Below are 11,914 nucleotides of genomic sequence, written 5' to 3'. Positions count from 1 at the left end.
ATTGGGGTCACATCAATTTGATAGCAATCAGCGATTTATTTACCTAAGCAAAGACACTATTTGACTAAGTTTTAACGTGGAGAGCTGGCCGACCGGGAGCTTTTTTAGTGAGTCGACGGGCGCTGTTTTTTTGCAAATCTGCGACAAATGCAGCATCGCCCAAGGCCCATCCACCGATCACAGCCTCGGTGATTTCACCCAATTGCACTGAATTGAGGCCCTCTTGCACCGCGGCTTGGTACTGCGCTTCCCGGGCAAACGGGGTGTTGCCTAAACCCCAATACGCCGGATGTGTCGCAATGCGCTTGTCCACCCGGGCGCCGCTGTAATGGGCATGGGTCGACCACGCGTAGTCCGCCGGCGCGGCCCCCTCACCGTGTCGCAGGGCATGGGTATCGAAGTAGGTCAACACAGGCAGCAGATAGCGCGGCTGCAACACAGCCGATTTAAACCGCCCTTCCCACAGGGTGCCACGGCGTTCGTATCTTCTGTTGAAGTACCTGACATAGCTGCGGCCCAAGGCCTGCATCAAGCCCGGCAAGCCCTCTGCACTCGCGGGCGTCACAAGCAAATGGAAATGATCTGCCAAGACCACATAGCCATGCACTGCGACGTGATTCGCCTCGGCAGCGCTGTCTAACGCGCTCAGGAACGCTTCAAAATCCTCCGTATCTCGGCATACCGCTTGGCCATGGGCCCCGCGCTGCAACACATGGTGCAAGTGCCCTGCAATCGATAGTCTTGGAAGTCGTGCCATGGCGGAGGATCGTAGCGGATACCCGCCCCTCTATCCGAACTACAAAGCACGAACCGGTAATTGGTACTGCGGAGTGCCCATCAAATCAATGCCACAGGAAAGGTTCTCCAGCCAGTCCAACAACTGCGGTATCGCCGGCCCCACCAAGGGAGCGCCGTGCTGCGGGGCAATCATCCGGATATCCAACGCGCGCACCATCTTGACCCACAGCTTCAAAATTTTGTTGCTCACCATGTACCGCCGGTGAAATGCCTCCATTCCCGCGGGCATGGGCTGCAAGCTCTCAATAGAGCGCTTGGCATCCTGCCCACCCACCATGGATACGCCCAAATCACCTGAAAACAGGATTTTGCTGATCGGGTCGTAAAACTGGAAATTTCCTTCAGCATGCATGAAGTGGGCAGGTAGTAACAAGAGCTCCGAGTTGCCCAAGCGCAAGATGCCGCCCTCGTCAGGGATCGGCGTGATGCGATCTTCGGTTTTCCCGACCTTGCAGAAATGGGGGGCAAACCGCGCCCATAGCTGGGAGATCAGTAACTTTGCAGAGGTGGAAGTCATCCATCGATCCAAGGACGCGATGATGTCTGGGTCCGCATGCGAAGCAATGATGTAGTCCAGATGCTTAGGCGCCACGTATTCACGCATCGTGAGATTCAGCGCGTTGAAGGTCATGTTGCCACCGGGGTCAATGATGGCTGCCTGCCCGTGATTGACAATGAGAAACTGATTGGCCTGTACCGCCTCTGCCTCGTCGGTTACCAGATCGGAAAACATGATGCAGCAATGCTGCGGACTTTTGAAGAGTTCAATTGCCATGGGGGTGCCCTATGAAAAATGGGCGCTGATGCGCCCATTCAAAACCCCATTGTGAAATCTATCGCCAGCGAAGGCTCTGATTCAAATCAATTCTTGGGCGCCTTGGTAACGCGGACTTTGGAGCCGGTGGTGACCAACACCACAGGATCCCCCGCCACCAATTGTTCACCGCCTTTGGCCTGAACAATGGCGCGGCGGTCGCCGTTTTTCAGTTGCACCAGGATTTCTACCGCTTCTTCCTTGGTGGAGAAACGCTCAATCGCATTACCCGCGGCTGCGCCGGCTACGCCTGCAAGCACGCCAAGTACTTGCGCTTCGCGCTGCACACCACTGCCGCTGAAGCCACCAATGGCCCCTACGACTCCGCCTACCGCGGCGCCCACGCCGGACTGGTTACCGTCCACCACGACATTGCGAATAGACAACACGACCCCATCCTGAACTTGCGCCAAGCGTTGGGAGTCGCCACGCTGAATCACATCAGGGCTGCTGCTCGCACATGCACCCAACAATGCCACCGTTGCACCGATACCAACCCATTTCAACCACTGCTTCATAACAATCTCCAATTTGCAAAACATGTCTCTCAAGACCAGCTAACGCCTCAGGCCCCGGATCCGTTGTCAGGCTGATTGTCCATGGGCAATGTAAACCGTGTGTTAAGCAGGGCCAGAAGACCGAATTCTTGCAAAATGGACTTCAAACGCTCTGCCGCTTGCCGCTTCTTTTGGCCGGTGTAGCGCGCCAGAATCAACTCGTTTTTCATGCTGTGCTCCCAACCCACCAGCTCTGTGACGGTCACTTGGTAGCCATGGGCTTCCAAATACAAGCAGCGCAACACATTCGTGAGCTGGCTGCCCATTTCACGGGTGTGCAACGGGTGGCGCCATAGTTCGGCCAGGGGTGTGCGCGTCAGGCTGAGCGCCTTGCTTTGGCTCAAATGGCGGGCCAACTCTGCTTGGCAGCATGGCACCAACACGAACGCTTTCACCCGCTTTTCCAACCCGAACGCAATCGCATCGTCCGTGGCGGTGTCGCAGGCGTGCAGGGCGGTGACCACGTCAAAGGTTTTGGGTAACTCTTCAAGCTGTGTCGCCGCCTCCACGCTGACGTTCAAAAAGCTCATGCGGTCAAAGCCCAGCTTGTCAGCCAAAACCCGTGATTTATCGACCAGTTCGGCCCGGGTTTCGATCCCATACAGGTGGCTCTGCGGGAGGTGCTTGAAGTACAGGTCGTAAAGAATGAAGCCCAGATACGACTTACCGGCACCGTGATCCGCGAGGGTGAAGCTTCCGCCGGAGGCTTGCGGCAGCTCATTCATCAACTTTTCGATGAACTGGTAGAGGTGATAGACCTGCTTGAGTTTGCGACGGGAATCTTGGTTTAGCTTGCCGTCACGGGTCAGGATGTGAAGCTCTTTGAGTAGCTCCACCGATTGCCCGGGGCGGATTTCTGGGATCTGCCCCTCGGGCAACGCTGGCGCACCACTTTGACCGGAGGATATCTTGTTTTTTTTCATTTAGTTTCTTGGGGATGGGGGCCCGCAGCAGGGTAAGCCGCCACATCGAGCGCCGCCCACCCCTCTGCGCCAAGCGCCTCGAGGGCGGCAATATTGCGGGCATAGATCTGCACCGCGTCGGGAAAAGCCTCAACAGCTTTGTCGATGCTGGCCTCGCGCAGCAGGTGCAATATCGGATAAGGCGCGCGATTGGTGAAGTTGCCAATGTCGTCGGGCTCTGCATCGGCAAACTGAAAATCCGGGTGAAAACTGGCGATCTGTAAATCGCCGCTGAGCTTGAGCTTGCGCAGCAGTTTATCGGCGGGGTACAAAAAGTCATTGAACGCCAAAAACTCTGACAGTGCGTCAGGCAATATCAGGAGCGTGGTATCTCTGGTCTCGGCAGGACTGGCTTGCAAGTCGAGCAACTCCGTCTGCAAGACCTCCAACACATCAGCCGGCGCGGCTTCCCGGCACACCACATAGTGCACTTGGTTCTTGACGTAAACAGCCTTTGCAAACGGGCACAGATTGAGCCCGATGACCGCGCGCTCCAGCCACTGCCTGGTGCGAGCGATCACCACATCGTCTGTTTGCGGGGCAAGGCGAGGGAGGTCAGACATGAAACAAGGTCTTTCCGGTCAAGCGGGCGTGCTCACGCAAGGCGAAACGGTCGGTCATACCTGCAATATGGTCACTCACCCGCCGCTGAAGCGTAATGTCGCCCGCAGGCTCGCTGTCTTGGCGCATTTCAGCCGGCGTCTCCAGATAAGCATCAAAAAGATCCCTAACCACCTGCTTGGCCCTGTTCATCGTGTCCATCACCTGGTCGTGGCGGTAGAGGTGGTCAAAGAGAAATTTCTTCAGCTCGCGGGTTTCCGCCCGCATGCCGGGGCTGAACAACACCAAAGGCTTTGTAGCACGCACTTCCACCACACTTGCCGGTTGGCTTTCTGCCAATTGCGCTTGGGTGGTTTTCAGTACGTCGTAGACCATGTCGCTCAACATCAAGCGGATGGACTCGTACAGCCAACGCCGCTGCTGTGGAGGCTGCGCCAGTTGCGCATGTTGTGTGAGGGCTTGCCGGGCATAGCGCGAAAACAGGGGCACCTCCAACATTTGCTCCATCAGCAGCAGACCGGATCGGACACCATCGTCAATGTCGTGACAGTTGTAGGCGATTTCATCGGCCAGGTTGCAGAGCTGAGCCTCGAGACTCGGTTGCCCGCCATCCAGGAATCTGCGGGCGACACCGGCAGCTGCAGCAGGAAAGTCGACCTCGGCCTGCTCCAGCGCGTGGGCATTCGTACGGGAGCAGTGCTTCAAGATGCCTTCGCGAGACTCAAAGCATAAATTGAGGCCATCAAACTGGGGATACCGCGCCTCCAGGTGGTCCACGACCCGCAGACTTTGCAGGTTATGTTCAAAACCACCGTATTCGGCCATGCACTCATGAAGGGCATCTTGCCCCGCATGACCGAAAGGGGTGTGCCCTAGATCATGGGCCAAGGCGATGGTTTCGACCACGTCTTCGTTCAGGCCGAGGGTCCGCGCCATCGATCGCCCCAGCTGCGCAACCTCCAGCGAATGCGTGAGGCGGGTGCGAAAGAGGTCGCCTTCGTGGTTGATGAACACCTGTGTCTTGTAAACCAATCGCCGAAAAGCGGTGGAATGAACAATCCGATCCCGATCCCTTTGAAACGGGGTCCGGGTCGGCGCCGCCTCTTCAGGAAAGCGTCGCCCCCTGCTGGTCTCAGGCAAACAGGCGTAGGGCTGAAGCTGATCCATAAAATTACGCCGTCACCCTTTTTTTATATGCGCGAGCAGCTACTATTTTTATAGCAATCACAAATTGCAGGCGTCTATCACTTCGCGCACAAGCGCATCAGGTGCACTGCGAAGCGCTGCACGCCCCGGGCCATCGATGACTACAAACCGGATTTCACCGGCTTCTGATTTCTTGTCATGCCGCATCAAATCAAGATAGGCGCCGGCATTGTCTGCGGCATGGAGTAGCGGCGCTTTGACGGGCAGCCCAGCGGCCGCGATCAAGCGCGTCAGTCGAGCGACAAATGCCGCATCTACCAAGCCCAGCCGCTCTGACAAGGTTGCCGCCATAACCATTCCGCATCCGACAGCCTCACCGTGCAACCACTCCCCATACCCCAAGCCTGCCTCGATGGCGTGGCCAAAGGTGTGGCCGAAGTTCAAGATGGCGCGAAGCCCGGACTCACGCTCGTCTTGGCCCACGACCCAAGCCTTGATTTCACAACTCCGCTTCACCGCATGCGCCAGTGTGACGCTGTCCAGACTGACTAATTTCTCGATGTTGGCTTCGATCCAATCGAAAAACTCCATGTCGGCGATGGGCCCGTATTTGATGACCTCGGCCAGACCGGCGCTCACCTCACGAGGGGGCAATGTGCCCAAGGTCGCTAGGTCACACAGCACCATCTGTGGCTGATAAAAAGCACCCACCATGTTTTTGCCGAGTGGATGGTTGATGCCCGTTTTGCCACCCACCGATGAATCCACCTGAGCAAGCAAAGTTGTAGGCACCTGCACGAAGGGCACACCACGCATATAACTTGCTGCTGCGAACCCCGTCATGTCTCCCACCACACCGCCCCCCAATGCAAACAGCGTCGTCTTTCGGTCGGCTGTGTTCGCCAGCAGAACGTCGAAAATTAGATTCAACGTTTCCCAGTGCTTATGGGCCTCACCATCGGGGAGCTCCAAGGTCAAAACACGTGCGTAATGCGGTGCTAGCCCGGCCTTTAATTTGGCAACATACAACGGCGCTACCGTCGTGTTACTCACAATCAGTGCCGTGTGCGCACTGGGTAAGCCGGAGAAGACGGACTCACCGGCCAAAAGATCGTGGCCGATATGAATGGGGTAGCTTCGCTCTTCAAGCGAAATGTGAACCGTGTGAAGCACTTGCGTAGTCATAGCCCGATAGTTTAGGGCCTACCCGTGATGGGGCACAAAGACCGGCTTAGTCGACCGAGGGAATGGCGCCAGAGAGCTCTAACTGCATGACGATCATATTGACCAAGGTTGCTACCGAGGGGCGACCGGTCTCTAAGACGAAATGGGCCGTTTCTCGGTACAAAGGATCACGAATCGCAAACAACTCGCGCATGCGCGCCAGAGGATCAGACACTTGCAACAAAGGCCTGCTCACGTCGTGGCGCAGCCGCCGAAACAACTCCTCTGGGGTGGACTTCAGATACACGACCTTGCCACGCGCATGCAAATTGCCACGATTGTTAGCGCGCAACACAGCACCGCCACCGGTCGACAAGACGGAGTTTGCATTTTTTGACAGCTCATCCAGGACATCCTCTTCGATATCGCGGAAGCGCTCCTCCCCTTCACGATCGAAGAATTCACGGATAGAGCAACCGATACGGCTCTCAATGGCGTGGTCTGAGTCAACGAAAGGAAGGCGCAGACGTCGCGCCAGTTGCCGCCCGACAGTGGTCTTCCCAGAGCCGGGAAGACCGACAAGACTAATGCTCAATTCGTAGCTACCTCACCATGCTGGGATCAACGTCCCACCACTTTGTCAGCTATGACTTTCGGTGTGATAAACACGAGCATCTCTCTTTTTTGGATCTCTTTGGCCTTATTGCGGAAGAGGACTCCCAAGCCCGGCAGATCGCCAAAGAAGGGAACCTTCGTTTCTGTGTCCGTCGAGCTCTCAGTGAAAATACCACCAATCACCACCGTACCGCCGTTTTCTACCAAGACTTGGGTTTGAACATGCTTGGTGTCAATCGCGAAGCCGGCAGGCGTGGATTGACCTACGGTGTCTTTGGTCACGTCCAAGGTCAAGATAATGTTGCCCTCAGGCGTAATCTGCGGAAGCACTTCGAGTTTCAGGTTAGCTTTACGAAACGCAATGGATGTAGCACCGCTCGATGACGCTACCTGGTACGGCAGTTCCGTACCCTGCTCAATCAACGCTCGGATCTGATCAGCCGTTACAACCCTAGGGCTGGACACCACTTTGCCCTTGCCTTCAGCCTCCAGCGCAGAGATTTCCAAGTTCAAGAAACGATCGGCACCTGCACCAAAAATAGAGACAGCAAACTGGCCCGGCGAGTTGCTGCCCAGTGCACCTGTCGAGGGCAAGTTCACAAAATTGCCCGACGTAGTGGCTGCGGCGCCAGCCACATAACTTGAGCCCAGCGAGATGCCAGGTTTGTCGCCGGAAGCACCAGCAGACCCACCGCCACCGAGCTTCACGCCCAAGGACTTACCGAAAGAATCGGAGGCCTCCACAATCCGCGCTTCAATCAATACTTGGCGCACAGCAATGTCAATCTTAGAGATCAGTTGCTGCACTTGTTCCAACTTGCTGGGAATATCTGTCACAAACAACTGGTTAGTGCGATTCTCAGAGATCACGCTGCCGCGGGAGGAAAGTATCCGCGTCGCGGTCACGCCTTGCCCGACACCGGAACTTGAGGCGATCAAGCCCGCTGCGATGTCAGATGCTTTGCCGTAGTTGATCTGAAAAGCTTGGGTGCGCAAGGGCTCCAAGTTCTGCACAGCCACTACAGTCTCAAGATCGAGCTTTTCTTTGGCCGCGATTTCGTCTTTCGGAGCAACCCACAAGACATTTCCGGTCTTGCGCATGCCCAAACCCTTCGCCTGAAGGATGATGTCCAGAGCCTGATCCCAAGGGACATCTTGCAAACGGAGCGTGACTGAGCCGGCTACCGAATCAGAGGTCACGATGTTGAAGTTGGTGAAGTCGGCTATCACTTGCAACAGCGAACGCACTTCGATACTTTGGAAGTTCAGCGACAGCTTTTGTCCGTTGTAGCCGGGGCCTTGCGTCAACTTTTTGGGGTCGACCTTGATCTCTTTGACCTCAACCACAAATTGCTCGTCACTTTGATACGCACTATGCTCCCACTGCCCTTGGGGCTCGATCACCATCCGCACACGGTCCCCAGATTGCGTAGTGGTTACGGATTTCACTGGCGTTCCGAAATCGGCCACATCCAACTTGCGACGCAAGCCTTCTGGCAGACTGGACTTCATGAACTCAACAACCAGTCCTTGCCCTTGTTGACGGATGTCCACTCCCACTTGGCTATTGGGCAAGGTCACGATCACACGACCCGCACCATCAGCGCCTCGGCGGAAATCCACGTCTTTTAGCGGTGCCGCCACTCGCGCGATCGGTTCAGCGAAAGCACTGACAGGTTTCGTATTGGCCACCTCTGCAGCACCCAAAGAAACAATCAAAGACTTCCCCAGAATTTCAGCCTTGTAAGCGGCGGCTTGTTTCAGGTTGAGCACCACACGAGTACGTTCACCCGCCTGAACCACGCTGACGGAACGCAAGTTGCCTTGATTGATCTCGACCGTTGATCGCCCCATGGCATTTGCAACACCAGGAAAATCGAGCGCAATGCGCGCTGGCGACTGAATAGCAAAGCCTGTAGGCAACGCGGTAAGCGCCTCGCTCAAATCAATGCGGACGACCTCGTTCCCGCCCTGCAGAGACCCCGACACGGACTCGATAGCTCCTTGCGCGAACGCAAACTGTCCGACCAACAGAGACAGGGTAAAAGCAATTTTTTTAAACATGCGCATTCCAAGTAAATCGTTCGGACATCTCATCTCGCCCTCTCTTGCAACTCAAGTGTTGCGACACGCTCAATCCACTCGCCCGCAGCGTCTTGAACGATTTCACGCAAGGTGACTTGGGTTTCCGTGATTTTGGTGACTTTCCCGTAGTTCTGCCCCAAATAGTTCCCAGACCGCACCTGATACAGCAGGTTATCCACACGGACCAAGGCCACAGGCTGGCCTGATTTCGACAGATTGCCGACCAGCGACATCGTATCCAATGGAAAGGACTCCAATGGTTCTTTCCGTCTCGCAAGTTCAGGTGCAACCAAAGCTCCATTGGTTACCGCCTGAGAAGACTCCCGCTTTAGTGCCTGTGTCAACTTCACACTGCTGAAGGGCTCTGTGGCAGAGGTATCGGCGTATTTTTCTGGAACGAACTGCTTGGGAGCAGGAATCGGAGCCACTTTAGGTCGCGTTTGATTGCGTTCCTCGACAATCCAATTTCGAAGATCATCCTCTCCACTGGGGCCGCATGCACCTAATAGCAAGCCAAGCGCTCCGACGGCGGCAATTCGCAAAACTTTCATTTCTTTGCTCCCGTCGCAGCACGCTGTGCCAGGACCTCATCTGGGTCGAGATACCTGAAAGTCTTAGCTGTAGCGTCAAGGGTCAAGGAACCATCCGGACGGGGGGAAAGCGATAAATTATTCAACGTCACAATGCGTGACAGATTGGCTATGTCAGAGGCGAAACTCCCGATGTCATGGTATTTGCCAGTAACTTTGATCGTTATGGGTAACTCTGCGTAGTATTCCTTAACCGCAATCTGTCCTGGCCTGAAAAGTTCAAACTGCAGACTCCGACCCAAGCCGGCTTGATTGATGTCAGATAGCAAAGCATCCATTTCCGCCTTGCTTGGCAATTGCTTTTCAAGTTGTGTCACATATTGCTGAACTTGCTCGCGCTGCTTCCGGAGCACATCAAGATTCACGGCCTTGGTCAACTTCTTTTTGTAGTCTTCGCGCAGCACGATCTCTTTATCTTGCTCTGCTTGCAGGGTCTCTTGAGATCCAGACAACCAAGCGAACCAAAGGAGACCCACCACGAAGGAGGCCACTGCAATCAACAAAAAACATCGAGGAATGGAAGGCCAAAGCGATGGATCCTTTGGATCCAAATCACGAAATTGCGACGTCAGCTTTTCTTGTAAGTCTGCAAAATTTATCGAAAGATTCAAATTTTTAGCCATGTGTGCTCACATCAAAGCTTGGGGGCGGAGGCCACTGCAGCGGAAGCGCTCGCACTGGAGGCAGACGTCTCGGCCTGTTTTGCGGCTAGTTGCTCAGCCTCGCTAGCACGCATTAGCTTGACCTTTACATTGAAGTTAAAAGTCCGACGCTGCTCCTTCGGTGAGATTGCTGTTGATCCAGCGCTGATTTCAATCAATTCCGGCTTGCTAAACCAAGGCGTATTGTTGGCCAAGTTACGCAGTAACTCCGATACACGCTCGTTGGATTGCGCTACTCCGGTGATCAATACTTGCTGGTCCTGCTGAACCATCTTGTTAATAAAAACACCGTCAGGCAACTGGAGAACTAGTTCAGAAAGCAAATGCACTGGCAAGTTGCGATCAGACTGCAAGTCTTCAACGGCCTGCTGCCGAGCGCGCAAAGCAGCAATCTCTGTCTCCAGTCCGGCGATGTCTTTAATCTGGCCCTCGAGCTTTTTGATCTCTGTTTCCAGCACAAAGTTGTTGCTCTGCTGCTGAGAGATAGCAGCCTCATACGACAGATAAACAGTTCCGGCAATCAATCCACCGAGTAAAGCTGCGGCAGCAAGTGCCAAGTTGAAAACGTCTTTGCGCTTTTTTCGGGCCGCCTCTCGGTGCGGTAAAAGGTTGATCAATATCACTGGGAGAACCTCCGCAACGCAAGACCACAAGAGGTCAGGTACGAAGGCGCTTCACGCGTCATTCGCTTCAAGCGAACCCCTTCTCCAATCTCCATGCCATCAAACGGATTAAGAAGGCTACAAGGGAAAGATGTGTGCTGAGTGACTGCATTAGTCAATGCAGGAAGTGCAGCAGAACCACCTGCCAGCATGATGTAATCCACGCGGTTGTGTGGCGTACTTGTAAAAAAGAACTGCAGGGCACGACCCAACTCTTGCACCATGGTGTCTATAAACGGCTTAAGTACGGTGGCCTCGTAATCATCGGGTAGCTCACCGCTGCGTTTCTTGCTCTCGGCCTCCTCTTGAGAGAACCCATATTGGCGAACAATGAGCTGGGTTAGCTGCGCGCCGCCAAACGCTTGATCACGGTCGTACAAAACCTCTTCATCGCGCATGACTTGCATACTTGTGGTCATGGCGCCAATCTCAAAAAGCGCGACGATCAAACCTGCACCTTGCCCGGGCAGATTCTCGATCAGCCGCCCGGCAGCCAAGCGAGCAGCATAGGACTCCACATCCACAATTACTGGTGTCAATCCAGCCGCTTCCGCCAAGCCTTGAATATCCTGCACCTTCTCACGTCGGGAGGCTGCAATCAACACCTCTATATCCCCCACACTGGAAGCACTGGGACCGACAACGCAAAAGTCCAAACTTACTTCATCCAAGGGAAACGGAATGTATTGGTTGGCCTCGGCCTCTACTTGTTGCTCGAGCTCCAAGTCCGACATGCCGCCCTGCAAAATGATTTTTTTTGTAATCACTGCAGAGGGAGGAAGCGCCATCGCAACGCTTTTGGTTTTAGTGCCGCTTTTCTTGACCAGTTTGCGTACAGCTTCAGCCACTTCGTCAAACTTTTCAACATTCCCGTCAACAAACCAGCCTCGCTCCAAGGGCTCGATAGCACAGCGCTCCAACACCAAATTACCGGCCTTATCGCGGCCGAGCTCTACCAGCTTCACGCTCGAAGAGCTGATATCCAGCCCGAGCATTGGAGCTGGCTGACGGCTAAACAACGCCCCTATTGATATCAAAATGGTCCCCTGAAACAGAACGACGACGCGTCGATCAGACTTAACAAATCACTTCAATGCTATCAGCAAGGGTATTGAGCGGCAAAGGATTTTTCACTTTCTGACAATTTATAACGTTGTCAAAACCCGACGCCTGAAGGTGGCTTGAAAAGCCTATTTGCGCTTTGGCAGCCCATTAAAAAGACGTTTCAAAAGGTCCGTTAAGAACGCCATCAACGCAGTCAGCTGCATAGGGCCGCTCGTTTTTATAATCGCATGAAC

General features: G+C 54.7%; 13 protein-coding genes. All 13 read right to left on the bottom strand.

Annotated elements, in window-relative coordinates:
• Positions 1-64: 64 nt before the first annotated feature.
• A complete protein-coding gene (locus RAE19_RS12950; RefSeq protein ID WP_313875279.1) occupies positions 65-757 on the bottom strand; it encodes a transposase in 693 nt (230 codons plus the stop codon).
• Between the two features lie 39 nt (positions 758-796).
• Entirely contained in the window at positions 797-1,573 is a 777-nt protein-coding gene (locus RAE19_RS12945) for an MBL fold metallo-hydrolase (RefSeq protein ID WP_313875278.1), read from the bottom strand.
• A gap of 86 nt (positions 1,574-1,659) precedes the next feature.
• The gene (locus tag RAE19_RS12940) at positions 1,660-2,130 is read right to left on the bottom strand and encodes a hypothetical protein (RefSeq protein ID WP_313875277.1); all 471 of its coding nucleotides are present in this window, start codon (positions 2,128-2,130) and stop codon (positions 1,660-1,662) included.
• A 47-nt stretch (positions 2,131-2,177) separates the two neighbouring features.
• Positions 2,178-3,092, bottom strand: coding sequence for a class I SAM-dependent methyltransferase (locus tag RAE19_RS12935; protein WP_313875276.1), 915 nt, complete (start codon positions 3,090-3,092; stop codon positions 2,178-2,180).
• A complete protein-coding gene (locus RAE19_RS12930) occupies positions 3,089-3,694 on the bottom strand; it encodes a DUF1415 domain-containing protein (RefSeq protein WP_313875275.1) in 606 nt (201 codons plus the stop codon). Before RAE19_RS12930 ends, RAE19_RS12935 begins: the two co-directional genes overlap by 4 nt.
• Positions 3,687-4,859, bottom strand: a complete 1,173-nt coding sequence (locus RAE19_RS12925; RefSeq protein ID WP_313875274.1) for a deoxyguanosinetriphosphate triphosphohydrolase — start codon at positions 4,857-4,859, stop codon at positions 3,687-3,689. The genes RAE19_RS12930 and RAE19_RS12925 overlap by 8 nt, the downstream gene beginning before the upstream one ends.
• Positions 4,860-4,916: 57 nt before the next feature.
• On the bottom strand, positions 4,917-6,023 hold the full coding sequence (gene aroB, locus RAE19_RS12920; RefSeq protein WP_313875273.1) for a 3-dehydroquinate synthase: 1,107 nt from the start codon (positions 6,021-6,023) through the stop codon (positions 4,917-4,919).
• A gap of 46 nt (positions 6,024-6,069) precedes the next feature.
• A complete protein-coding gene (locus tag RAE19_RS12915) occupies positions 6,070-6,597 on the bottom strand; it encodes a shikimate kinase (protein WP_313875272.1) in 528 nt (175 codons plus the stop codon).
• A gap of 26 nt (positions 6,598-6,623) precedes the next feature.
• Positions 6,624-8,681 (bottom strand): type IV pilus secretin PilQ, encoded by a 2,058-nt coding sequence (gene pilQ / locus RAE19_RS12910; protein WP_313875271.1) that lies wholly within the window; start codon positions 8,679-8,681, stop codon positions 6,624-6,626.
• A gap of 29 nt (positions 8,682-8,710) precedes the next feature.
• Positions 8,711-9,253, bottom strand: a complete 543-nt coding sequence (locus RAE19_RS12905; protein ID WP_313875270.1) for a pilus assembly protein PilP — start codon at positions 9,251-9,253, stop codon at positions 8,711-8,713.
• Positions 9,250-9,915 (bottom strand): type 4a pilus biogenesis protein PilO, encoded by a 666-nt coding sequence (locus RAE19_RS12900; protein ID WP_313875269.1) that lies wholly within the window; start codon positions 9,913-9,915, stop codon positions 9,250-9,252. Before RAE19_RS12900 ends, RAE19_RS12905 begins: the two co-directional genes overlap by 4 nt.
• A gap of 11 nt (positions 9,916-9,926) precedes the next feature.
• Positions 9,927-10,577 carry a PilN domain-containing protein gene (locus RAE19_RS12895; protein ID WP_313875268.1) on the bottom strand — a complete coding sequence of 217 codons (651 nt, stop codon included), beginning with the start codon at positions 10,575-10,577 and terminating at the stop codon, positions 9,927-9,929.
• Positions 10,574-11,653: a pilus assembly protein PilM gene (locus RAE19_RS12890; RefSeq protein WP_313875267.1), complete on the bottom strand. Its 1,080-nt coding sequence runs from the start codon at positions 11,651-11,653 to the stop codon at positions 10,574-10,576. The genes RAE19_RS12895 and RAE19_RS12890 overlap by 4 nt, the downstream gene beginning before the upstream one ends.
• Between the last annotated feature and the right edge of the window lie 261 nt (positions 11,654-11,914).

It is taken from the genome of Rhodoferax potami, assembly GCF_032193805.1.
Lineage (GTDB): Bacteria > Pseudomonadota > Gammaproteobacteria > Burkholderiales > Burkholderiaceae_C > Allorhodoferax > Allorhodoferax potami_A.
The sequence above is the reverse complement of the archived record's forward strand: the minus strand, read 5'-3'. Positions and strand labels throughout refer to the sequence as shown.